The sequence below is a fragment of the Ancylobacter sp. TW_SC_1 genome, from assembly GCF_056836805.1.
Window position 1 is genome coordinate 877,063 of the sequence record NZ_CM166365.1, and the last position, 23,367, is coordinate 900,429.

General features: G+C 69.0%; 21 protein-coding genes. 10 read left to right on the plus strand and 11 right to left on the minus strand.

The features are described from left to right. Nucleotides 1-63 precede the first annotated feature (63 nt). Nucleotides 64-504 carry a group III truncated hemoglobin gene (locus tag AC1PZ7_RS04115; protein WP_482358241.1) on the plus strand — a complete coding sequence of 147 codons (441 nt, stop codon included), beginning with the start codon at nt 64-66 and terminating at the stop codon, nt 502-504. On the opposite strand, the gene AC1PZ7_RS04120 is transcribed toward AC1PZ7_RS04115, so the two are convergent. Then, nucleotides 501-1,541 (minus strand): HPP family protein, encoded by a 1,041-nt coding sequence (locus AC1PZ7_RS04120; protein WP_482358242.1) that lies wholly within the window; start codon nt 1,539-1,541, stop codon nt 501-503. The two genes, AC1PZ7_RS04115 and AC1PZ7_RS04120, sit on opposite strands and share 4 nt — an antisense overlap. Before the next feature lie 166 nt (nt 1,542-1,707). Here AC1PZ7_RS04120 and AC1PZ7_RS04125 point away from each other — a divergent pair, with 166 nt between their 5' ends. After that, a complete protein-coding gene (locus tag AC1PZ7_RS04125; RefSeq protein WP_482358243.1) occupies nt 1,708-3,027 on the plus strand; it encodes a PAS domain S-box protein in 1,320 nt (439 codons plus the stop codon). Between the two features lie 36 nt (nt 3,028-3,063). Here AC1PZ7_RS04125 and AC1PZ7_RS04130 read toward each other — a convergent pair whose 3' ends face one another. After that, a complete protein-coding gene (locus AC1PZ7_RS04130) occupies nt 3,064-3,984 on the minus strand; it encodes a LysR family transcriptional regulator (RefSeq protein ID WP_482358244.1) in 921 nt (306 codons plus the stop codon). Nucleotides 3,985-4,116: 132 nt separating this feature from the next. Between AC1PZ7_RS04130 and AC1PZ7_RS04135 the strand changes: the two genes are divergently transcribed. From AC1PZ7_RS04135 to AC1PZ7_RS04150, 4 genes are all read left to right on the plus strand, one after another. Continuing rightward, nucleotides 4,117-5,271 carry an aromatic ring-hydroxylating oxygenase subunit alpha gene (locus AC1PZ7_RS04135; protein ID WP_482358245.1) on the plus strand — a complete coding sequence of 385 codons (1,155 nt, stop codon included), beginning with the start codon at nt 4,117-4,119 and terminating at the stop codon, nt 5,269-5,271. Nucleotides 5,272-5,282: 11 nt separating this feature from the next. Beyond that, the gene (locus AC1PZ7_RS04140; protein ID WP_482358246.1) at nt 5,283-6,440 is read left to right on the plus strand and encodes an aromatic ring-hydroxylating oxygenase subunit alpha; all 1,158 of its coding nucleotides are present in this window, start codon (nt 5,283-5,285) and stop codon (nt 6,438-6,440) included. 119 nt (nt 6,441-6,559) lie between these two features. Continuing rightward, nucleotides 6,560-6,877: a 2Fe-2S iron-sulfur cluster-binding protein gene (locus AC1PZ7_RS04145; RefSeq protein ID WP_482358247.1), complete on the plus strand. Its 318-nt coding sequence runs from the start codon at nt 6,560-6,562 to the stop codon at nt 6,875-6,877. Next, nucleotides 6,874-8,091: an NAD(P)/FAD-dependent oxidoreductase gene (locus tag AC1PZ7_RS04150; protein ID WP_482358248.1), complete on the plus strand. Its 1,218-nt coding sequence runs from the start codon at nt 6,874-6,876 to the stop codon at nt 8,089-8,091. Before AC1PZ7_RS04145 ends, AC1PZ7_RS04150 begins: the two co-directional genes overlap by 4 nt. Before the next feature lie 48 nt (nt 8,092-8,139). On the opposite strand, the gene AC1PZ7_RS04155 is transcribed toward AC1PZ7_RS04150, so the two are convergent. The 4 genes from AC1PZ7_RS04155 to AC1PZ7_RS04170 all read right to left on the minus strand — a co-directional run bounded on the left by AC1PZ7_RS04155 (nt 8,140) and on the right by AC1PZ7_RS04170 (nt 12,562). Further along, nucleotides 8,140-8,961: an ABC transporter permease gene (locus AC1PZ7_RS04155; RefSeq protein ID WP_482358249.1), complete on the minus strand. Its 822-nt coding sequence runs from the start codon at nt 8,959-8,961 to the stop codon at nt 8,140-8,142. Between the two features lie 15 nt (nt 8,962-8,976). Continuing rightward, the gene (locus tag AC1PZ7_RS04160) at nt 8,977-10,242 is read right to left on the minus strand and encodes an ABC transporter permease (protein ID WP_482358250.1); all 1,266 of its coding nucleotides are present in this window, start codon (nt 10,240-10,242) and stop codon (nt 8,977-8,979) included. A 110-nt stretch (nt 10,243-10,352) separates the two neighbouring features. Continuing rightward, nucleotides 10,353-11,408: an ABC transporter substrate-binding protein gene (locus AC1PZ7_RS04165; RefSeq protein WP_482358251.1), complete on the minus strand. Its 1,056-nt coding sequence runs from the start codon at nt 11,406-11,408 to the stop codon at nt 10,353-10,355. Between the two features lie 47 nt (nt 11,409-11,455). Next, the gene (locus tag AC1PZ7_RS04170) at nt 11,456-12,562 is read right to left on the minus strand and encodes an ABC transporter ATP-binding protein (RefSeq protein WP_482358252.1); all 1,107 of its coding nucleotides are present in this window, start codon (nt 12,560-12,562) and stop codon (nt 11,456-11,458) included. Nucleotides 12,563-12,876: 314 nt separating this feature from the next. Here AC1PZ7_RS04170 and AC1PZ7_RS04175 point away from each other — a divergent pair, with 314 nt between their 5' ends. Both AC1PZ7_RS04175 and argE read left to right on the plus strand, forming a co-directional pair. After that, nucleotides 12,877-13,755, plus strand: coding sequence for an adenylyltransferase/cytidyltransferase family protein (locus tag AC1PZ7_RS04175; protein WP_482358253.1), 879 nt, complete (start codon nt 12,877-12,879; stop codon nt 13,753-13,755). Then, nucleotides 13,752-14,906: an acetylornithine deacetylase gene (gene argE / locus AC1PZ7_RS04180; protein WP_482358254.1), complete on the plus strand. Its 1,155-nt coding sequence runs from the start codon at nt 13,752-13,754 to the stop codon at nt 14,904-14,906. The genes AC1PZ7_RS04175 and argE overlap by 4 nt, the downstream gene beginning before the upstream one ends. A gap of 3 nt (nt 14,907-14,909) precedes the next feature. Here argE and AC1PZ7_RS04185 read toward each other — a convergent pair whose 3' ends face one another. The 5 genes from AC1PZ7_RS04185 to AC1PZ7_RS04205 form a co-directional block, all read right to left on the minus strand. After that, a complete protein-coding gene (locus tag AC1PZ7_RS04185; protein ID WP_482358255.1) occupies nt 14,910-15,914 on the minus strand; it encodes a LysR family transcriptional regulator in 1,005 nt (334 codons plus the stop codon). A gap of 99 nt (nt 15,915-16,013) precedes the next feature. Then, complete coding sequence (locus tag AC1PZ7_RS04190) at nt 16,014-16,691, minus strand: DUF1028 domain-containing protein (protein ID WP_482358256.1); 678 nt, start codon at nt 16,689-16,691, stop codon at nt 16,014-16,016. Nucleotides 16,692-16,701: 10 nt separating this feature from the next. Next, nucleotides 16,702-17,121 carry a RidA family protein gene (locus AC1PZ7_RS04195; protein ID WP_482358257.1) on the minus strand — a complete coding sequence of 140 codons (420 nt, stop codon included), beginning with the start codon at nt 17,119-17,121 and terminating at the stop codon, nt 16,702-16,704. Between the two features lie 88 nt (nt 17,122-17,209). Next, on the minus strand, nt 17,210-18,673 hold the full coding sequence (locus tag AC1PZ7_RS04200) for a 4-hydroxyphenylacetate 3-hydroxylase family protein (RefSeq protein WP_482358258.1): 1,464 nt from the start codon (nt 18,671-18,673) through the stop codon (nt 17,210-17,212). Between the two features lie 51 nt (nt 18,674-18,724). After that, nucleotides 18,725-19,243, minus strand: coding sequence for a flavin reductase family protein (locus AC1PZ7_RS04205; protein ID WP_482358259.1), 519 nt, complete (start codon nt 19,241-19,243; stop codon nt 18,725-18,727). A gap of 270 nt (nt 19,244-19,513) precedes the next feature. Between AC1PZ7_RS04205 and AC1PZ7_RS04210 the strand changes: the two genes are divergently transcribed. Further along, complete coding sequence (locus AC1PZ7_RS04210; protein ID WP_482358260.1) at nt 19,514-22,168, plus strand: ATP-binding protein; 2,655 nt, start codon at nt 19,514-19,516, stop codon at nt 22,166-22,168. Next, a complete protein-coding gene (locus tag AC1PZ7_RS04215) occupies nt 22,158-23,345 on the plus strand; it encodes a response regulator (protein ID WP_482358261.1) in 1,188 nt (395 codons plus the stop codon). Before AC1PZ7_RS04210 ends, AC1PZ7_RS04215 begins: the two co-directional genes overlap by 11 nt. Nucleotides 23,346-23,367: the final 22 nt, after the last annotated feature.

The window sequence follows — 23,367 nt, forward strand, 5'->3', positions numbered from 1 at the left end:
GGGATTTGAATGTTTCGAACCTGCCGTATAGATGTACACGAGATGCATCTTTTGGAGAAGGCGATGGCCAGACTTCCAATCGACGAGGCGGGGCTGAAGCGCCTGGTCGAGGCGTTCTACGCCCGCATTCGCGCCGATGCCGAGCTCGGCCCGATCTTCGACGACGCCATCCACGACTGGCCGGAACATCTCGACACGCTGGCGGCCTTCTGGTCGTCGGTGATGCTGACCAGCGGCCGCTACAAGGGCCGGCCCGTGCCGGCCCACATGAAGCACCGGGACCGCATCTCGCCGGCGCTGTTCGCGCGCTGGCTCGCCCTGTGGGGCCAGACGGCGGACGAACTGGCGAGCCCCGAGGCGGCGTTCGCCCTGAAGGACAGGGCCGCGCGCATCGCCCAGAGCCTGCAATTCGCACTGTTCCCGACGCTGGACGGGCCCCGCTCGTCGCCGCCGCTACCGTCGCCGCCCTTGCCGTCGCCGCGTCCCGGGGGGCGGCCGAACTAGGCCAGTCCCCGCGTGAGCACGGCGAGCCAGTCGGCCTCGGTGACGACGCCGACGGGCCGGCGCGCCTCGTCGACGACGAAGACCGCGTGGACGCGGTCATGCGCATAGCGATCCAGCAGGCCGATCGCCGGCGTCTGCGGCGCGGCGGTGGCGGCCGGCGTCATGATCTCGCGTATCGCCACGGCGGGCCGGACAAGCTCGCGCAGGCCGATGGCGCCGGCGATGCGGCCCTGCGCGTCGAGGACGGCCAGGCGGCGGACGTCATGCTGCACCAGAAGGGCGCGCGCCTGCTCGGGTGACGCGGCTTCCGTCACGGAGATGACGCCGGAGGTCATCAGGTCGGCGCATTTCAGCTCGTGATAGGTCCGCGCCAGCGCGCGCCGCTCGATCTGGTGCAGCAGCCCTTCGAGGTCCTCCGCGGCGATGTCGAACGTCTCGTCGATCTCCTCCAGCGCCGCCGCCACGTCCGACCGGCGGAAGGTCCACGGCGCCTCGCCAGGACGGGCCTGCGGCGGGACGGCGACATGCGGATAGGTATGGCCGGACAGGCGGTGATAGATCCAGGCGCTGGCGACCAGCACCACCGCGTTGAGGCCGACCGGGACGAACGGGAACAGCAGGCTCGACGACGTGCCTGCGAAAAGGCCGACCAGCGCGGCGGCGCCGCCCGGCGGATGCAGGCAGCGCAGCAGCGACATCGCCCCGATGGCGCCGGCGACCACCAACCCGGCCGAGAAGGCGGATAGCGGTAGGACATGGGCGACGAGGACGCCGATGGCGGCCGAGATCACATTGCCGCCGATGGTGGGCCAGGGCTGCGCCATGGGGCTTGTCGGCACCGCGAAAAGCAGCACGGCGGATGCGCCCATCGGCGGAACGATCCACAGAAAGTGGATGTTATCCGTGGCGACGAACCCGCCGACAAGCGCCGAGAGGGCGATGCCGGCCAGGGCGCCGAGGCATGCCAGGGCCCGGTTGCGAAGCGTCGCGCCGGCGAGGATGGGACGGAATAGTCGTAAGCGTGCAAAGGCTGACAAGGCCGACTCCAAATGCATCGCGTGGGGTGGGATGGATGAGGCTCGTGGTTTCGCGGCGCGCGTGCAAGCGCCGTCCGCTCGCATATCGTGCCGAGCCCATCTTTCTGGAGGCTTTCCAGTGTTCTTAAACATGCATATCATATGCATGAATGAACGGGAGTCCAGCATGACCAAGTCGACAGACGCGACCACGGGGACCATCGCTCCGGGTTCCGTCCCGCCGTCCGGCACGCGCCCCTTCGTCGTCGACAAGCGACGGCGCGAGAGCGAGACGATCGTTTCCTTCGTCCTGCGTCCCACCGATGGCCATCCGCCTGCCGCCCATATCGCCGGCCAGCATCTGACGCTCTTCGCGGAGATTCCCGGGGCCGGACTGCAGAAGCGCAACTTCACCCTCTCTGCGGCGCCCGATGGCGCGACCTATCGCATCTCGGTAAAGCGGGAGGCCGCAGGCACCGTCTCGCCCTGGCTGCACGACAGCGCCGCGCCCGGCACGACGCTCGCCATCGCCGGTCCGGGCGGCGGCTTCGTCCTGCCCGAACCGATGGAGCGACCGATCGTCATGGTGAGCGCCGGCGTCGGGGCGACGCCGATGATCGCCATGCTCGAGGCATTTGCGCGCCATCCGTCCGACGTCGCCATCCAGTACGTTCACTGCACGCAGCATGGCGGAACCCACGCTTTCGGCGATCATGTCCGCCGCCTCGCGGCCGTGGCGCCCGCGATCACGGCGACGACGTTCTACACCCGCCCGCGCGAGCAGGACGAGCCGGGGCGCGACTTCGACGTCGCCGGCCGCCTCACCGTCGACTGGCTGGCGACGCATACGCCGCTCGGCGAGGCTGATTTCTTCGTCTGCGGGCCGCTGGGCTTCCTGCGCGACATCGTGTCGGGCCTGGTGGCGCGCGGCGTTGCCAGGGAGCGGCTGCACTACGAATTCTTCGGTCCGGTCGAGGACCTGTTCGACGAGGCGGGAGCCTCGGCCCCGCCGGTGCCGCAGGCCGGTGCGGCGGTCGCGGCGCGCCATTCCCGGCTGATCGGCGGGTTGACGCGCGCGCAGATCGGCGACGCGCTGCTGGACAGCGCCGCCGACGCCGTCGTCGCCAGCGACGCCGAGGGCACGATCGTGCTGTGGAACGCCGGCGCCGAGCGCATCTTCGGCTTCACGGAGGCGGAGGCGTTGGGCCAATCGCTCGACATCATCATTCCCGAGCCCTTCCGGCAGCGCCACTGGGACGGCTATCGCGAGACGGTCGCCTCGGGGCAAAGCCGCTACGGTGCCGGCGACATGCTCGCCGTTCCCGGCCTGCGCAAGGACGGCACGCGCAACTCGCTGGAGTTCACCATCGTCCTCCTCACGGGCGCCGACGGGCGGGTCTCCGGCATGGTCGCGACCATCCGCGACGTGACCGCCCGCTTCGAGGAGACGAAGGCGCTGAAGAAGAAGCTGAAGGAGCTGGCGGCCGGTCCGACGGCGTCCGCCTAGCCTTCCGGCGCGACGGACGCCCGGCGGCGCGCCGCTTCAGGGCGCCTCGCGGGTGGCGGCGCGCGCGAAATAGCCGGCGGCGTGTTCGGTGAAGCGGTGCAGCAGCCCGCGATGGGCGCCGTAGCGCGAGGCGAGCACGATGCCCAGCGGGCGCACCGGCCCCTCGATCCGCAGCGTCTTGACCCTGCGTCCGTCATAGGTGGCGGCGGAAGGCGGGCGCATGACCAGCAGGGTGAAGCCGAAGCCGGCGGCCACCGCGCTGCGCACGGCCTCCAGCGAGGTCGAGACATAGGACACCGGCGGGCTGATGCCGCCTTCCGCCAGCAATTCCTCGAAATAGGTGCGGCTGCCGGGACCGTCGAGCATCACATAGGGCTCGTGGGCGAGTTCGCTCAGCCGGACGGAGCGCCGCGACGCCAGCGGATGGTCCGCCGCCAGCACGACCATCGGCTTGAGCGCCGTCATCGCGGCGAGGGTGAGCTCGGACAGATCGGCGCCGCGATCATAGGTCAGGGCGAGGTCGATCTCCCCCTCGCGCACCGCCTCGGCGAGTTCGGTCAGCGCCATCTCCTTCTGGCGGATGATGACGCCCGGCGCCTCCCGCGCGAAGCCGCGGATGAGGTCGACGGCGTAGAAGGGGGCGAGCGTCCAGAATACGCCGAGCCGGATCTCGCCGGCGGTCTCGGAGGCCAGCGCGCGCGCCTCGCGCTCGACCTGCTCGGCGTTGCGCTCGAGCGCGGCGACATGCTGGAGGAAGACGCGCCCCTGCAGCGTGAGCGTCAGCCCGCGCGCGTGGTGGCGCTCGAACAGGGTCAGCTCCGTCGCGTCCTCCAGCTTCTGCAACGCCTGCGAGATGGAGGGCTGGGAGATGTTCAGCGAACGCGCCGCCTGGGCGATGCCGCCATGCGCGGCGACCGCGCGGAAATAGGTGAGCTGGCGAAGCGTGTAACGAACCATAATTTGCCTAATTCAAAGCTCGGATAATTGAGTTTTTCCTTATCTTAGGATTGGTCCAGTCTGATGTCCAAGGCGCCGGGCAAGCCGTTTGCCGGCGCGCTCTCGCGCCTTTTTGGAAGACAGGATATCCGCATGTCCCTCGCTCAGCCCGCCGCCGAGCTGCTTGCCGCTGCCAGCCTTCCCTTCGAGGACGCCCGGGCGATGCCGCCGAGCGTCTACACCAGCCCGGATTTCCTTGCCCGCGAACTGGAGACCATCTTCTCGCGCGAATGGATCTGCGTCGGGCGGGCGAGCTCGCTGGCCAATCCCGGCGACTACCTGACCTACGACCTCGCCGGCCAGCCGGTCGTGGTGCTGCGCGACCGCGAGGGCGAGATCCGGGCGTTCTCCAATGTCTGCCTGCACCGCATGTCGACCCTGCTGGAGGGGACGGGCAACCGGCGCACCATCGTGTGCCCCTATCATGCCTGGACCTACGGCCTCGACGGCAAGCTGCGCGGCGCGCCGTTCATGACCGAGACCACGGGCTTCTGCAAAGAGGACTACGCGCTGCCGTCCATCCGCAGCGAGGAGTGGCTCGGCTGGATCTACGTCACGCTCGACGATGAGCGGCCCAGCGTGAAGGAGAGCCTGGGCGCGCTGGAAGCGATGATCGCGCCCTACCAGATGGAGAACTATGTCGAGTGCTTCCGCGAGGCCCATGTCTGGGACACCAACTGGAAGGTGCTCGCGGAGAATTTCATGGAGAGCTACCACCTGCCGGTGTGCCACGCCGATACGGTGGGCGGCCATTCCAAGCTGGAGGAGATGGAGTGCCCGCCGGGCCTCGCCGCCTTCAACTATCACTGGATCACCAAGGAGGCGTCGCTGCCGATCGGCAACGCCCATCCCACCAATACGAGGCTGGAGGGGCGCTGGCGCAAGACCACGGCGCTGCTGTCCCTCTATCCGAGCCACCTCATCACCCTGACGCCGGGCTATTTCTGGTATCTGTCGCTGCACCCGAAGGGCACCGGCCAGGTGTCGCTGCTGTTCGGCGGCGGCCTGTCGCCGGAGTTCATGGCCGATCCAAGGGCCGATGAGTACATCGCCACGCTCAAGGGGCTGCTCGACGAGGTGAACGAAGAGGATCGCGGCTGCACCGAGAAGGTGTACCGCGGGCTGAAGGCGGACCGCGCGCGCGCCGGCCACCTGTCCTATCTCGAGCGGCCGATCTACGATTTCATGCATTACATCGCCGAGCGCGCCGCCGGCTTCGACCGCTCCTTCGCCCTGGCCGCCGAGTGACGGGAGCGCCCATGTCCAGCCTCGCCACGATCGCCAACATGAACGCCACGCTGCGCGACGTCGCGGCGCTGCCCGAGCACGCGGCGCAGTCGCTGCCGGGGCGCTTCTATACCGACCCGGACTATTTCCGTTACGAGGTCGACACCTATCTGTCGCGCGACTGGCACTGCCTCGGCCGCGCCGACGAGATTCCGAAGGCGGGCGACTATTTCACCGCGCATCTGTTCGGTGAGCCGCTGCTGGTGGTGCGCGGCGATGACGGGGCGATCCGCGTGCTCTCAAACCTCTGCCGTCATCGCGGCATGCCGCTGGCGGAGAAGGCCGGCTCCACCCGTCGCTTCGTCTGCGCCTACCATGCCTGGAGCTATGGGCGCGCCGGCGAGCTGGTGAACGCCCCGCGCATGCGCGACAAGGGCGTGACCGAGAAGAACTGCAGCCTTCCCCGCTTCCGCAGCGAGATCTGGAACGGCTTCATCTACGCCAATCTCGACGACGATGCCGCGCCGCTGGCGCCGCGCCTCGGCCAGCTCGAACACCTGCTCAAGCACTACGATACCGCCAATATGCGGATCGTGCGCAGCTTCGAGGAGGAGTGGAAGACCAACTGGAAGTGCCTCGTCGAGAACTTCATGGAGGCCTACCACCTCTCCGTCGTCCATCCCGAGACGCTGCACCCCTACACGCCGACCGGGCTCAGCCGCAAATCCATGGCGGATGACGCCTTCACCTCCTATTGCGCCAATTACCCCGAGACGGCGGCCGCGCGCGGCAATGGCGCGCCGGGGCTGACCGAGGAGGAGCGCCGGCGCTCGACGCTGTTCTGCCTCTTCCCCACCCAGCTCGCCAGCCAGGCGGCGACGCTGCTGGTCTCGCTCTCGATCCAGCCGCTGGAGGTCGACCGCATCCGCGTGCGCTGGACGCTCTCGACCTATGCAGACGAGCTGACGCAGGACGAGCTTGAGCAGCGCATCGCCCTCTGGCACGAGGTCAATCGCGAGGACCGCGAGAAGCTGGAGAAGATGCAGCTCGCGCTGACCTCGCGCCATGCTCCCTCGGGCCCGCTGGCGCCGCGCGACTACGAGGGCACGATCTGGGATTTCTACCGCTACCTCGCCCGCCGCACCGACGCCGTCGCGCCCGCCATGCAGCCGGATATCGCGCAGGTCTGAGGCGTCGACGGTACGGCGCCCCTCCTTCCACTCGCCCGACACTCCGCAACCGACGCCACGCCCGGGCCGTGCCCGGGCGCTCGGGTCGGCGTGCCGTCTTCCCGTTCAGGATATTCGCCATGCCCCGCATCATCTGGAAAGGCCCCGATGGCCGCGTCGTCGCCGGCGAGGTCGCCGCCGGCCAGAACCTCATGGAGGGCGCGCGCGCCCATGGCGTCGACGGCATCCACGGCGATTGCGGCGGGGCGCTGGCCTGCGCCACCTGCCATGTGGTGCCCGAGGGCGACTGGGCCCAGCGCCTCGGCCAGCCCGGGGCGCTGGAAGAGGACATGCTCGACATGATCGAGGGCGGGCGCCAGCCCGCCAGCCGGCTGAGCTGCCAGATCCTCGCCCGCGACGAGCTGGACGGGCTCGTCCTTCACGTGCCGGGGGAATGAGCGTGCGCGGGCCTCTCGTCGTCGTCGGCGCCGGGCAGGCGGCGCTCTCCGCCATCGCCGCGCTGCGGGCCGCCGATCCCGCCCGCCCGATCACGCTGGTCGGCGACGAGCCGCATCTGCCGTACCGGCGTCCGCCATTATCCAAGACCTGCCTGCTCGGCGAGGAGGCGACGGCTGAGACGCTGGCGCTGCGCCCGCGCGACTGGTTCGCCGGCGTCGAGCTGCGCCTCGGGCGCCGTGCCGAGGCGGTCGACCGCAAGGCCGGGCGCGTCCGTCTCGACGACGGCACCCACCTTTCCTATGAGGCGCTGCTGCTGTGCACCGGCACCCGCGCGCGCGCCCTTCCTGCCGATATCGGCGGGAGCCTCGACGGCGTCCGCACGCTGCGCAGCCTCGCCGACGCCGAGCGGCTGAAGGTCGAACTCGCCGCTGCGCGCCGCTTGCTGGTCGTTGGCGGCGGCTATGTCGGGCTGGAGGTCGCGGCCGCCGCCCGCCAGCGCGGGCTCGACGTGACGCTGGTCGAGGCCGGCCCGCGCCTGCTCGGGCGCGTCGCCTGTGCCGCCACGGCCGATCACATGCGCGCGCTGCACGCCGCGCGCGACGTCGACATCCGCGAAGCCACCGGCCTCGTCACGCTGTCCGGCGACGGCCGGGTGCGGGCCGCGCATCTCAGCGACGGCAGCGAGATCGAGGTCGACCTCGTCGTCGCCGGCATCGGCGCCCAGCCCAATCAGGAGCTGGCCGCCGCGGCGGGCCTCGCCACCGACGACGGCATTCTCGTGGATGAATTCTGCCGCACCAGCGATCCCGCCATCCTCGCCGCCGGCGACTGCGCCAGCTTCCCGCATGACGGCGGGCGGCGCCGGCTCGAATCGGTGCAGAACGCGGCGGATCAGGGCACGGCGGCGGCGCAGACGCTGCTCGGCCAGCCGGCGCCGTACCGGCCGCTGCCGTGGTTCTGGTCGGACCAGTACGACACCAAGCTGCAGATCGTCGGCCTGGGCGAGGGGCACGACACCATCGTCGAGCGGCCCGGCCGGCGGGCCGGCGCGCGCTCGCACTGGTATCTGCGCGCGGGAAACCTTCTCGCCGTCGATGCCATCAACGACCCGGCCGCCTACATGCTCGCCCGCCGCCTGATCGCCGCCGGCATCAGCCCCGCGCCGGCGATGATCGCCGACGGCGCCGATCTCGCCGGCCTGCTGCGGAGCTGAGGGCGGTCGTCCGCCCCTTCACATCGCGCCCCTTCACATCGCGCCGCGTCACGCCGCCTTGCGGGCGGCGTTGCGGCCCTGCAGCCAGTTCAGCGTCAGGATCAGCACCACCGCGAAGATCGTCAGCAGCCCGGCCATGGCCAGGATGGTCGGGTTGATCTGGTCGCGTATGCCCGCCCACATCTGGCGCGGGATGGTTCTCTGCTCGGTGCCGCCGATGAACAGGATCACCACCACCTCGTCGAAGGAGGTGGCGAAGGCGAACACGCCGCCGGTCGCCACCCCGGGCAGGATCTGCGGCAGCATCACCCGCCGGAACGAGGTCCAGGGCGAGGCGCCGAGATTCGCCGCCGCCCGCGACAGGCTTTGATCATAAGCCATCAACCGGGCGGTGACGGTGATGACCACGAAGGGCGTGCCGAGCGCGGCATGGGCGAGGACCACGCCAAGATGGGTGTTGATGAGCCCGAGCGGGGCGAAGACCAGGTAGAGGCTGACTGCGACGATGACGATCGGGATGATCATCGGTGAGATCAGCAGCGGCACCACGAGCCCGCGCAGCGGGAAGGCCGGCCGGCTGATGCCCATGGCGGCGAGGGTGCCGAGTATGGTCGCGATGGCGGTCGACGACAGCCCGATGAGGAAGCTGTTGAGGATGGTGGCGCGCCATTCGGGCGAGGCGAAGATGGTATTGTACCAGCCGAGGGTGAAGCCGGTCATCGGGTAGGAGAAATAGGTGCTGTCGTTGAAGGACAGCGGAATGACGATCAGCACCGGCGCGATCAGGAAGACGAGAACGAGGCCGGTGAAGAGCCATAGCGCCCGCCGGGCGATGCGTTCCGACAGGACGGTGGTTGCGTTGACGCTCATCCGCGCCTCCCTCGCTCAGCCGAGCCGCAGCCGGTCGATGCCGACCAGCTTGTTGAAGACGAAATAGACCGCCAGCGTGAACACCACGAGATAGACCGACAGGGCGCCGGCGAGGCCCCAGTTGAGCTGGCGGTCCATCTGCAGCGCCACGAGCTGGCTGATCATCTCGTCGCCCGCCCCGCCCAGCAGCGCCGGCGTGATGTAGTAGCCGAGCGCTAGGACGAAGACGAGGAAGGTGCCGGTGCCGATGCCCGGCAGGGTCTGCGGCACGTAGACCCGGAGGAAGGCGATGGCGGGATGCGCGCCGAGCGACACCGCCGCGCGCTGATAGACCGGCGAGATGCCGCGCATCACCGCGTAATTGGCCAGAATCATGAAGGGCAGGAGAATGTGCGTCATGCCGATCAGCACGCCCGTGCGGTTGAACATCAGCCCGATGGGCGCGTCGATCAGGCCGCTGCCTTTGAGCAGCGAATTGACCACGCCATTGGGCTGCAGCAGCACGTACCAAGCGGTGGTGCGCACCAGCAGCGAGGTCCAGAACGGCACGATCACCAGCAGCATCAGGAGGTTGCTGTGGCGGGTGGGCAGGGCGGCCAGCAGATAGGCGACGGGGTAGCCCAGGATCAGGCAGATCAGGGTGACCGAGGCGCTGATGGCGAAGGTGCGCAGGAACGCGTCGACATAGATGGCCTGCGAGGGGTCGACCGGAGCGACCGCGCCGCTGGTGTCGACCTGCCGGTCGAGCGCGAGCAGAAGGAAGTCGGGCGTGTAGCCGCTCGACGCCCGCTTCAGCAGCCGCCACGTCTCTGCATCGCCCCAGCGCGGGTCGATCTCCGGCAGGACCTCGCCGGAGGGTCGGTCCGAGGCCGGGGTGAGGCGGCGGGCGCTCTTCAGCAAAAGGCTGCGGAATCCCGGCTCATAGGTGTTGAGCCGGCGTCCGGCGGTGGCCAGCGTGCCCTGTTCGGAGGCGTGGCGCAGATCCCCGGCGAGCCGGTCGAACGCCTCCGGCGGCGGAAGGCCCGGCGGGCCGGGCCATTGCGCCAGCGCGGCGGCGGTGCCCGGCAGGACCGAGGCCACCTCGTCGCTGCGCACGCTCATCATCAGCAGCTTGGCGATGGGATAGATGAAGGTGGCCGAGAGAAAGACCAGCAGCGGGACCGCGAGCAGGAAGGCGCGCAGCGCCTCGCGCCGACGTGCGGCGCGGTAACCGGCCTGCAGGTCGACGCCCTGTGTCCGCACATGGTCCAGCGGAATTCTCTCCATGTCAGCGATGGTCACGCGCCGATCCTCAGTTTGCAACCGAAGGCCGTCGGCGGGGTGTGTGGACACCGCCGACAGCCTGAACATCCCCGCCAGGGCTTGCGGGGGGTGCTAACGGGGATGTCCGCTCACTGGCTGAGCCAGGTGAGGAAGCGATTGTTCAGGCTGTCGTAATTGTCCGCCCAGAACTCGGCGTCGATCTGCAGGCCGTTCTTGAAGTTCTCCGGCGCGGTCGGCAGATGCGGCAGCACCGCCGGATCGACCTTGCCCACCGCCGACTTGCGCGGCGGGGCGTAGGGGATGAAGTTCGAGAGCTTCCAGATGTTGTCCGCCTGCGAGGCGTAGGCGATGAATTCCTTGGCCGCCTTTTCCTTCTTGGCGCCGGTCGGAATGCCCCACCACTCGTAATCGTAGACCTGGCCGTCCCACACGATGGCGAAGGGGCGCTTGGCTTCGAGCTGGGCGACACGGATGCGGCCATTATAGGCCATGGTCATGACCACCGCGCCGTCGGCGAGGAGCTGCGGCGGCTGCGCGCCGGCCTCCCACCACACGATGTCGTTCTTGATCGACGAGAGCTTCTTGAAGGCGCGATCGGCGCCTGCCGGCGTGCCGAGCACCTTGTAGACCTCGGCGACGGGGACGCCGTCGGCGATCAGCGCCCATTCCAGCGCGCCCTTCGGGCTCTTGCGCAGGCCGCGCTTGCCCGGGAACTTCGCGAGGTCGAAGAAGTCCGCCATGGTGGTCGGCGGCGTGGTGAGGCGGGTCGTGTCGTAGGCATAGACGGTCGACCACACCATCGAGGCGACGGCGCAGGGCAGCACGGCGCCGGGGATGTAGTCGTTCAGGTCGCCGAGCAGCTTGGGATCGAGCTTCTGCAGCAGGCCCTCGTCGCAGCCGGCGATGGCATCGTTCGATTCGAGGTCGATCACGTCCCAGGTGGTGTTCTTCGCCTCGACCATGCCGCGCAGCTTGGCGAGACCGCCATCATACTGCTCCTTGACGATCTCGACGCCGGTCTTGGCGGTGAAGGGCCCGAAGAACGCCTTGTCGACCGCGTTCTCGAACGCGCCGCCAAAGGTGACGACAGTCATCGAATCGGCAGCCGACGCCGGAGCTGCGAGACCGAGGCAGCCGACAGCCAGCAGCAAGGCCCGACCGGCCTTCTTAACGTCCATATGCATCGTTGTACCCTCTGAAAGATTTTATAATTAGTTGGGTCGGCGGCGATTCAGCCGCCTTCGTTTGCGATGATCTTGCAATCATCGAAGCTCCAGGAGATGGCGACCGACTGGCCGGATTCGGGCGGCGCCAGCGCCGTGCGGTTCGGCACGCGCATGATGAAGCCGCCGCAGCCGGCGACGGCCAGATGCAGGCGCCAGTGGTCGCCGCAATAGATGACCTCGTCGATCACCCCGGTGAGGCGGTTGCGGCCCTCGCCGGCGCCGTCGTGATCGAACGTCACATTCTCCGGGCGCAGCGCGAGCACCGCCTCGTCGCCGACGGCGACGCCCGGCCCGACGCGCCCGCACACCTCGACGCCCGGGGCCACGGCGAAGCTGGCATAGCCGTTGCCGATCCGCGTCACCCGGCCGGCCAAGCCGTTGTTCTCGCCGATGAAATTGGCGACGAAACTGTTGGCCGGATCCTCGTAGAGTTCCTTCGGCGTCGCGATCTGCTGGATCCGGCCGTGGTGGAACACCGCCACGCGGTCCGACATGGTGAGGGCTTCGGACTGGTCATGGGTGACGTAGACGATGGTGACGCCGAGCCGGTCGTGCAGGCGCTTGATCTCGTACTGCATGGTCTCGCGCAGGTTCTTGTCGAGCGCGCCGAGCGGCTCGTCCATCAGCACCAGCCGCGGCTCGAACACCAGGGCGCGGGCGAGCGCGACGCGCTGCTGCTGGCCGCCCGAGAGCTGCGCCGGCTTGCGCTCGGCGACATGCGACAGCTCGATCATGCCGAGCGCGCGCGCCACACGCTCCTTCTGCTCGGCACGCGACATGCCGCGCACCGACAGCGGGAAGGCGATGTTCTCCGCCACGCTCATATGCGGGAACAGCGCGTAGTTCTGGAACACCATGCCGATGTCGCGCTTATGCGGCGGCAGGTCGTTGAGGCGCCGGGTGCCGAGCAGGATGGTGCCGTTGCTGGGCGCCTCGAAGCCCGCCAGCATCATCAGCGTCGTCGTCTTACCGGACCCGGAGGGGCCCAGGAGCGACAGGAACTCGCCGTCGCGGATCTCGAAATTCAGGTTGCTGGCGACGAAGACGCGACCGTCATACGTCTTGTGGACGTCCGAGAAGACTACCAGCGGGGTGGGCGTACTTGTCGGCATGCTGGCCCACTTCAGTCGCTTGCGGGGTTGTGTGCGGCGCACGCATCGGAATCCGAAAGTGCCTCCAAAATTCGCGCGCCGCCAAACTGTGCAGCGCCCGTTTGGTTCTGAAAACTTAATTTTTTCGAAGCAGTGCTGCGGAAAAGCCGAGGTTCGCCGCGTGGTCGGCGGGCCGCGCGGGGTGGGGCGTCCGGCGAGCACCGGGGGCGCGCCGTCGGTGACGCGGATGGATCAGGCGCCGCTTAGGTTTTTCCGATGCGAAGTCTCATAAATTACTGTTTTCCTGAAGGTGGGCCGGACCTCATGTTTGGATCATGAGACAGGCATGCGCGACGATGGCCGGGCTGGAGCCGGCGCCCCCGCGGGGAGCGCCCCGGGCGTCGTGGCGCGCGCCGGCCTTCGTCGTCGACGGCACGCAGAGGATCGCGGACGAGCTGGCCGGCAGCGTCATGCTGCTCGGCAATTTCGACGGCTTCCACCGCGGCCATCGCGCGCTGCTGGCGCAGGCGCGCCGGCTGGCGGGCGCCGCGCCGCTGTCGGTGATGTCGGTGGAGCCGCATCCGCGCCAGTTCTTCAACCCGGATCTGGCGCCGTTCCGGCTCTCGACGCCGCGCATGAAGCAGCACCTGTTCGCGCGCGGCGGCTTCTCCTTCGTCTTCGGGCCGCGCTTCGACCGGGCTTTCGCCGACCAGAGCGCCGAGGCCTTCGTCGAGCATCTGCTGGTGGCGCGGCTACGGGTCGCCCATCTCGTGGTCGGCGAGGATTTCCGCTTCGGTCACCGCCGCCGCGGCGATGTCGCGCTGCTGCGGGCCATGGCGGCGGAGCACGGTTTCGCCGTGTCGCCGGTCGCCCCCGTGCGGCAGCAGGAGCTGGCGTGCTCCTCCTCGCTGGTGCGCGAACTGCTGCGGGCCGGCGACGTCGCCGGCGCGAACGAGGTGCTCGGCGCGCCCTGGCGCGTCGATGTCGGCGTCACCCGCCGGCCGGCGGGATTGGGTCTCGACTGGCCGGAGGGCGTGCTTCGGCTGCCCGACGGGGCCTATCGGGCGCGGCTCGTCGACATGGCGACCGACGCCGCCATCGGCGCCGGTACCCTCGCCATCCGTGGCGCACACACGACATTCCGGCCGGACCGCCCGGTCGCGTCCCTGCGCGCGCCCCACTCCCTCGCACTGGATATCACCGGTCCAGAATGACCTCGTCGCGCTCCATTGAGCTGCTGGAGCGGCTCATCGCTTTTCCCACCGTCAGCCGGGACTCCAATCTCGACCTGATCGCGTTCGTGCGCGGCGTGCTCGAGCCGCTCGGCGCGCGCCTGACGCTGGTGCACAACGAGGCCGGCACCAAGGCCAATCTTTACGCGGTGCTCGGGCCGGAGGGCCCCGGCGGGGTACTGCTTTCCGGCCATAGCGATGTGGTGCCGGTGGAGGGGCAGGCGTGGAGTACCGATCCGTTCCGCCTGACCGCGCGCGGCGACCGGCTGCTGGGGCGCGGGACGTGCGACATGAAGGGCTTCCTGGCCTGCGTGCTGGCGGCGGCCGAGCAGGCGGCGACGCGGCGCCTGGCCCGTCCGCTGCACATGGCGTTCAGCTATGACGAGGAAATCGGCTGCGTCGGCGTGCGCGGACTGATCGACCGGCTGGCGGGTACCGAGAACCTGCCGGCCTTCTGCATCATCGGCGAGCCGACCCTGCTGGAGACGGTCATCGCCCATAAGGGCAAGGTGGCCGGCCGCGTCACCTGCCGTGGCAGGGAGTGCCATTCCAGCCACGCGCCGGAGGGGCTCAACGCCATTTATCTGGCGACCGACATGATCGGCGCGATGCGCGGGCTGCAGGACGAGCTCGCCGCCGGCGGCCGGGACGAGGCCTATGCCGTGCCGTTCACCACGGTGCATGTCGGCACGATACGCGGCGGCACGGCGCTGAACATCGTGCCCAACGCCTGCACGCTCGACTTCGAGATCCGCAACCTGCCGACCGACGCGCCCGGGCCTCTGCTCGACCGTCTGTTCGACCGGGCGGCGGCGCTGACGCATGAAGCGAGGACCCGTTTTCCCCAGGCCGGGGTCGAGGTCGAGATCGTCAATGCCTATCCCGGCCTGGAGACCGCACGGGAAGCGCAGATCGTGTCGATGGTGCGCCGCCTGAACGGCGCGGGGCCGCTGCGCAAGATCGCCTTCGGCACCGAGGGCGGCCTGTTTCGCGAGCGGCTCGGCATTCCGACCGTGATCTGCGGCCCCGGCGACATCCGCGACGCGCACAAGCCGGACGAATATGTGAGCCGCGACCAGCTCGCCCGCTGCGATGCCATGCTGGCGCAACTCGTCGACGAACTCGCCGCCTGAGTTTCAGTCTTCCCAGGGGGCGGTGCCCGGCAGGCTGTCGGTCGAGATGAGCGCCCGGCAATGCTCCTCGAATTCCTGCGCGGTACGGGTCTTGCGCAACCCCTTCAGCGTCGCGATGCCGAGCACCATCGGCTCGTAATTCCCCTCCAGCCGCACATAGGCGAGCGGGCGGCCGTTCAGCGCCGCCTTGTTCATCGGCCGGGCCGTCAGCAGCGAGAAGCCGAAGCCGCTGGCGACATAGGAGCGGACCGTTTCCGGATAGTCCGAGCGGGCGACGATGTTGGGCTGCAGATCCTCGCGCAGGAACAGCGAGGCGAAATATTCGCGGCTGAGCGGCATGTCGAGCAGGATGAACGGCTCATGCGCGATCTCGCGCAGGGCGATGCTATGCCGGCTCGCCATCGGGTGGTCGGCCGGCAGGACGATGTAGGTCGGCAGCTGCGCCAGCGGCTCGAAATCGAGGTCGGGCGTGACGTTGAGGACATAGGTCAGCGCCACGCTGATCTCCGCCCGGCGCAGGTTGACCAGAAGCGAGGCCTCGTCGCCTTCGATGACGGTCAGCTGGACCCGGGGGAAGCGGTCGAGGAAGCTGCGGCACAGCCCCGGTATCAGCAGCGGCGACAGGGTGCGGAACGAGCCGACCTGCAGCGGCCCGGCCACCGCGCTGGCCACTTCGTCGGCGACGTTGTGCAATTCGTCGGCCTGCCGCAGCAGCGCCTTGGCGGCCTGCAGGAAGCGCTCGCCGGCGACCGTCAGCGACAGGCCCTGCGCGTGGTGGCGCACGAAGAGCTGAATGCCGAACTCGGTCTCCAACTGCGAGATCGCCGCGGAGACGGAAGGCTGCGAGATGTTCACGCGTTCGGAGGCGAGCGTGACGCTCCCGGTCTCGCCCGCCGCGACGAAATAGGCCAGTTGCCTGAGCGTGAAGCGCATCGCGAAGGACTGCGGGCCGGCTGTGACGATCATGATCTGCCCGGATGCCTGCGGGGCGACGAGCGCCGCGCCCACCGATCCGCATTTCCGGACGGCGGCAGGATCGGACACCTGCCGGGGGCGGTCAAGCGACGCGCCGGCGCGGGCGCGCCTCGAGCCCCCGACGGGTTCACCTCAGCTATCGCCGGGCACGCCGTAGGACGGGGCGGCGGACGGGTCGAGCGCGCGGGTGACATAGGCCTGCATCTGCGGCTTCCAGAGCTGCCACAGCGCGTCCAGCGCGCCGATGGGATCGGTCTCGTGCCAGTCGATCCGCAGGTCGGCGACCGGCCAGGCCACCGCGTCGACGAGCAGCATGCCGACCGAATGCACCGGGCCTTCCTCGCCGCCGGCGTCGAGCGCCGCCTTCATGGCGGCGATCAGCCGGTCGCCGAGCGGGTGCGCGGCTTCTGCCAGGAAAGCGGTGACCATGGCGTCCGGCACGTCCGGCGAGGCGAGCAGGTTGCCGGCGGCGATGACGCCGGCGCCTTCCGCGACGCGGTGCGTGCCGAGCGTCCTGGCGCCGGAGAAGCCGGCGGTGCGGCCCTCGCGGTCGATCAGGGCGAGCTGGCGATAGTCGATGTGGGTCGCCTGCGCCCGCAGCGCGGCCAGCGCCTCCGGCGCCGACAGGCCGGAGGCCATGAGGTCGAGCCCGCGCGGCCCGAGCGTCGGGTCGGTGATGTTCTGCGTCGCCACCGCCCCGATGCCGGCCCGCGCATGGGCGCAGCGGGCGGCCACGCAGGGCGAGGACGAGGAGACGGCGATGCCGAACATGCCGGTGCGCGCGCAGCGCGCGGAGATCGAGAAGGTCATGTCGGCTCGCTCAGGCGGCGTCGGGGATGACGGCGGTGACCTCGATCTCGACCACCCATTCGGGGCGGGCGAGCGCCGGCACGACGAGGCCGGTGGAGCAGGGGAACACGCCCGCCATCCACTTGCCCATCTCCTGATAGACCGCCTCGCGGTAGCGGATGTCGGTGAGGTAGACGACGATGCGGCAGATATGGCCCATCTCGCTGCCCGCCTCTTCGAGCAGCAGCTTGATGTTGGCCATCGCCTTCGCCGTCTGCGCGCCGGCATCGCCGACATGCAGGCTCTCGCGGCTGTCGAGATCCTGCGACACCTGCCCGCGCAGGAACACCATGGTGCCGCGCGCGACCACGCCCTGCGACAGGTCGTTGTTCAGCTTCTGCTCGGGATAGGTCTTCTGGGTGTTGAACGGGCGGAGACGCGTGTGAACCATGGCGGCCGGCTTTCGTGTGGCGATGGGCGGGGGACAAATGGCGGCGGTGCCGGACGGGGCCCGGCACCGTTCCGCGCGGGATGGGGGACTACTCGGCCGCGGCGCGCACGCCGTAGACGCGGTCCGACAGGCCCGCCGATTCCTTGGTGAAGCGCAGCGCGTCGTCCCAGTCGAAGTTCCGGTACACCGCCGCGAGATGGGCGAAGGGCGGCGACTGCGCGAAGAGCTGGAAGGTCAGGCGGTGGCCGGCATAGTCCGAGTTCAGCAGGTCGCGCGCGAAGGCGAGCAGCTTGCGGCGATCCTCGGCCTGCCATTCGTCGTTCAGCGTGTAGTACTTGTTGAGCCACTTGCCGGCTTCCGGGTCGCGGAAGGCGGCGGCGTCCGGGGTGACGCAGATCTGGCCGCCGCAGAGCTCGCGCGCCAGATGCATCATCTCGTGCAGCTGCGAGCAGGCGAGCACGCGGCCGGTCAGCAGCAGCGACTGGTTCGGCATCAGCAGCCCCGCCGGGCTCTTCTCGGCGGTGGCGATGGCGGCGGTCAGGTGGGCGTTGATGCCCTCGCGGTAGCAGGCGAGCTGCGCCAGCTTCTCCTGCACCGCCTGCTGCTTTTCGAGGCCGGTCTGGCGCACGTTCCACAGCGCCGCGCCGATCATCATGTCGGCGAGCTTGAGATTGCGCTGGACGAAGGCGAAGGCCGAGTAGCGGTGCAGCGTGGCGCGGATGAAGGCGGCCGCGCGGGTGTGCTGGTAGAACAGCACATTCTCCCACGGGATCAGCACGTCGTCATAGATGACCAGCGTGTCGACCTCGTCGAAGCGGTTCGAGAGCGGGTAGTCCTCGGCCGGGGCGCGGCCGGCGAAGCCGGTGCGGGAGATGAACCGTAGGTTCGGCGAGCCGAAGTCGCACACGAAGCCGACGGCGTATTCGGAGAGCTTCTCGTCGCCCCAATTGGCGATGGTCGGCTTGGTGAAGGCCTGGTTGGCGTAGGCGGCGGCGGTCTCGTACTTGGCGCCGCGCACGATGATGCCGGCATCGGTCTCCTTGACGACATGCAGCAGCATGTCGGGATCCTGATCCTGCGGACGCTTGGAGCGGTCGCCCTTCGGGTCGGTATTGGCGGAGACGTGGAACGGGTCGTTCTTGATGACGAGGTCGATGTGGCGCTTGATGTTGGCGGAGAAGCGCGGGTCGACCTCGTTGAGCACGTCCTGGCCGTCGAACAGCGACCACATCTCGCCGACCGTCTCGTCGCCGACGCGGGTGACGATGCCCTTCACCTCTTCCAGCACGGTGTCGGTGGCGCGGCGCTTGTCGTGCCAGTCCTGCTGCGTGTAGGGCAGCTTGAGGCCGATGGCGTAGCGCTCGCCGCCTTCCTCATAGGTCATGACGTCGCGATACTTGGCCTCGTGCGCCATGTCGTAGATGCGCGCGCGGATGTCGACGAGCGGCTTGAACATCGGATGCGTGGTGACGTCGTTCACGCGCTCGCCATTGATCCAGATGCGCCGGCCGTCGCGCAGCGAGTCCCGATACTGATTGCCCGTCCTGATCATGTGTCGCTCACTTTTCCTGATGTGTCTGGCGTCGGCGGGCGCGCGGGCGCCTCAACTCTGGGCCGGTATGCGTGACGTCGTGCAGTAGCTGCGCCGGTTGTGCGCCAGCGGCGTGTGGTCGGCGCCGGTCGCGTGCACGACGCGGCCGATGAGCACGACATGGCTGCCGGCTTCGTGGGCGCTTTCCAGCGTGCAGTCGAAGGTCGCCACCGCGTCGGACAGCAGCCGGCAGCCGGTCGGCCCGGCCTGCCACTCGGCGCAGCCGAAATCGAACGGCGCGCCATTGGCGATCCGTCCGGCGAAAGTGTCGGAAACCGTGGTCTGGTGCGTTGCCAGCAGATTGACCGCGAAGACGCCGTTGGCGCGGGCCGCCGCCGCCGCCGGGCTGCGGCGGTTGACGCAGGCGAGCACCATGGGCGGGTCCGCCGAGACCGAGGTGACGGCGCTGACCGTGATGCCGTAGCGGCCGGCCGGGCCTTCCGTCGTCACCACATGCACGCCCGTCACCGCGCCGCTCATGGCGCTGACGAAGAGATCGCGATCGACCGAGGAGAGTGGAGCCGCTGACACGTCGTCACACTCGCCGCGGGAAGGTCGGGCAGCCGTCGAACATGACACTCCTCCAGATCAGGCACGCGCCGGTCCGGCCTCTGGTTTCACCTTGTGCTGTGGCGAGGAGTGTAGGTGATTGGCCGTATCTACATAATAAATTCTATTGAGTTCTTGCTTCGGGTTTTCCGATGTTGTGTCCCTCCCGGCCGCGATCGCGCCGGGCGGGAAGATGCGCTGGCCCCGTGCGCCGCGATCCACTAGCCTTGCCGAAAACAAGGTCAACAGCCCGTGGAAACGCCTGAACTGCCCGCTCTGCGCTCCTATCATTCATGGATCGCGAACGAGACGCTCGAAGACTATTCGCTGCGCTACACGGCGCGCTCGTTCCGCCGCTGGTCGCCCTTCGTCATCGCCAACACGGCGCTGGGCGGCATTTCCTTTCTTGCGCTGGAGACGATCGGCGGCTCGATCACGCTGAGCTACGGCTTCGTCAATGCCGGGCTGGCGATCCTGGTGGTGTCGCTGTTCATCTTCGTCACCAGCCTGCCCATCGCCTATTATTCCAGCAAATACGGCATCGACCTCGACCTGCTGACCCGCGGGGCGGGCTTCGGCTATATCGGCTCGACGATCACCTCGCTGATCTATGCCAGCTTCACCTTCATCTTCTTCGCGCTGGAAGGCGCGATCATGGCGCAGGCGCTGAAGCTCTACGCCGACATCCCGCTGGTGCTGGGCTACATCATTTCCTCGCTGGTGATCATCCCGGTGACTGTCATGGGCATCACCATGATCTCCCGGCTGCAGATGCTGACGCAGCCGCTCTGGCTGGCGATGATGATCGTGCCTTTCGTGATGATCGCGGTGAAGTCGCCCGAGGACATCGCGGCGTGGACGCGCTTCGCCGGGCTCGACACCGGCACGCCGGGCTTCGACGCGCTGGCCTTCGGGGCGGCGGTGAGCATGATGTGCTCGCTGGTGGTGCAGATCGGCGAGCAGGCCGACTATCTGCGCTTCCTGCCGGAGAAGACGCATTCCAATCGCTTCGCCTGGTGGACCGCCGTGGTCATGGCCGGTCCGGGCTGGATCATCGTCGGCGGGCTGAAGATCCTCGCCGGCGGCCTGCTGGCGGTACTGGTCCTGTCCAGCGGCCTGCCGCGGCAGACGGCGCTCGAACCGATCCACATGTATCTCGTCGCCTATGAATACGTGTTCGAGGCCCCCGCCCTGGTGCTGTTCTGCGCAACGCTGTTCGTGCTGCTGTCGCAGGTGAAGATCAACGTCACCAACGCCTATGCCGGCTCGCTGGCCTGGTCGAACTTCTTCTCGCGCATGACGCACTACCATCCGGGCCGGGTGGTCTGGCTGATCTTCAACATCCTGATCTCGCTGCTGCTGATGCTGCTCGGCATCTTCGACACGCTGGAGGTCGTGCTCGCGGTCTATTCGAACATCGCCATGGCGTGGGTCGGCGCCATCGTCGCCGATCTCTGGGTGCTGAAGCCGCTGAAGGTCAGCCCGAGCTTCATCGAGTTCAAGCGCGCGCATCTGCGCGACTTCAACCCGGTCGGATGCGGAGCGATGGCCTTCGGCTCGCTGGTCTCCGTCACCGCCTTCACCGGCGCGTTCGGCCATGTCGCGCAGGCCTATTCGGCGCCGTTGTCCTTCGTGCTCGCCTTCGTCGCGGCGACGCTGATCGGCGTCGCGACGCGCGGGCGCTACTATCTCGCCCGGCCGCCGGTCGCCGCCTTCGGCAAGGACACCGGTCCGGTCATACGCTGCGAGATCTGCGACCACGGCTATGAGCGGGACGACATGGCCTATTGCAGCTTCTACGAGCGGCCGATCTGCTCGCTCTGCTGCAGCCTCGACGCGCATTGCCACGACGCCTGCAAGAAATCCAACCAGGACCTCGAGACCTCGCGCTCGCGCTATCTCGGCGCGGGCATCACCCGGCGCATCGCGCCGCACATGCCGCAGCGCCTGCTCAAGGTCGGCGGCGTGCTGATCGCGCTCTCGGTCGTCACCGCGGCGCTGTTCCTGCTCACCTACCGCCTGATCGAGCCGGGGGCGGAGACGCCGCATCTCGACAATGGCGCGCTGTTGCTGCGGGTCTTCCTCGCCATGCTGCCGCTGCTGGCGATCAGCGCCTGGTGGATCGTGCTCGGCAATGAGAGCCGGGAACTCGCCCAGCGCAACCTCGTCGGTTCGCTGGAAAAGCTGCACGAGACGCGCGAGGAGCTGACCCGCAGCGAACGCCTCGCCGCCATCGGCCAGCTCACCGCGACGGTGAGCCACGAACTGCGCAACCCGCTCGGCACGCTGATGACCTCGGTGGCGGTTCTCCAGCGCACCGGCAAGCTCGACGGCAATCCCGAGCAGGACGAGCTGGACCGCATCCAGCGCAATGTGCGCCGCTGCGTGCGCATCATCGAGGACCTGCTGGAATTCTCCCGGCGGCCGAACGTCACCATGGTGCCGCTCGCCCTCGACGCCTGGATCGTCGAGCAGGCCGCCGACCTGCGGGCCCTGTCGGCCGTCGATCTGGCGCTGGAGCTGGGCTGCGACCGCATGATCGAGGCCGATGGCGAGAGGCTGCGGCAGGTGCTGGTCAACGTGGTGCAGAATGCCATGCAGGCGATCATGGAGCGCTCCTCGGCGCGGCCGGCCGGGCGGGTGGTGATCTCCACCGCCTGCCAGGGCGACACGGTGCGCATCACCGTGAAGGACAACGGCGTCGGCATGAGCGAGGAGGTCAAGGCCCGGCTGTTCGAGCCGCTGTTCAGCACCAAGCCGTTCGGCCTCGGGCTCGGCCTCGCGTTGGTGCGGCGCATCGTCGAGCGGCACGGCGGGAGCGTCTCCGTCGTCTCCTGGCCCGAGGAGGGCACCAGCGTCGACATCCGCCTGCCGGCCGGTCCTTCGGAGCTCGCCGATGCCGCATGATCCCCCGCTGCGCGCCGCCCCGCCGCGCCGGCTGCTGATCGTCGACGACGATCACGACTTCGCCGCCAGCCTCGCGCGCTTCCTGGCGATCGAGGGCTACGACGTCGCCGTCGCGCATGACGGCGCGGGCGCGCTGGCGGCGGTCGGTCCGGTCGACGTCGCGCTGGTCGACATCCGTCTCGGACGTGAGGACGGGGTGCAGCTCGCCACGCAGCTGCGCCGGCTCAAGCCGGAGCTGCTGGTGGTGATGGTGACCGCCTATGCCTCGGTGCAGACGGCGATCAAGGCGCTGCAAGCCGGCATTTACGACTATGTCTGCAAGCCGTTCGAGCCGGACGACCTGCTCGCCACGCTGGAGCGCTGCTTCGACCGGCAGCGCCTCGTGCGCGAGCGGGCGGAGGCGGAGGAGATGCTGCGCCACAGCCGGCGCATGGAAGCGGTCGGCCGGCTGTCCGCCGGCATCGCGCACGACTTCAACAACCTGCTGGCCGTGGTCGGCGGAAATCTGCGGCTGCTGCAGGAGGAGGTGGCGCGGGGGCGCGAGGGCGACCTCGCCATCCTGCGCGAGCTGGTGGAGGACGCGCTGAGCGCGGTGGAGGAGGGGATCGAGGCCAACCGCCGGCTGCTCGCGGTCGGCCGGGCGCAGCCGCTGCTGCCGCGCCGGCTCGATCTCGGCGCCGCCGTGGCGCAGGCGGCACGCAATTTCCGGCGCGCCCTCGGCGAGGGCGTGGCGCTGGAACTGTGCCTGCCCGACATGCCCTGTCATGCCTATGTCGACGCGCATCAGTTCGAGGTCAGCCTGCTCAATCTCGCGCTCAATGCGCGCGACGCGCTGGCGGGGCAGGGGCGGATCCGCATTGCGGTGGACCCGCTTGCCCTTGGCGCGGGCGCCGCGCTGCTGGTGGATGACATGCGGCCGGGGGCCTATGCGCGCGTCGTCGTCGAGGACGATGGCTGCGGCATGGCGCCGGACATGGCCGAGCGGGCGCTGCATCCCTTCTTCTCGACCAAGCCGTCGGAGAGCGGCAGCGGTCTCGGCCTCGCCACCGTCTACGGCTTCGCGCGCCAGAGCGGAGGCAACCTGATCGTCGAGAGCGAGCCCGGACTCGGCACGCGCGTGACGCTGCTGCTGCCGGCCTTCCTCGCCGGGCCGCAGGAAAGGGCGGAAGAGCCGTAGCGGAGCCGTGCCCGAACCAGCT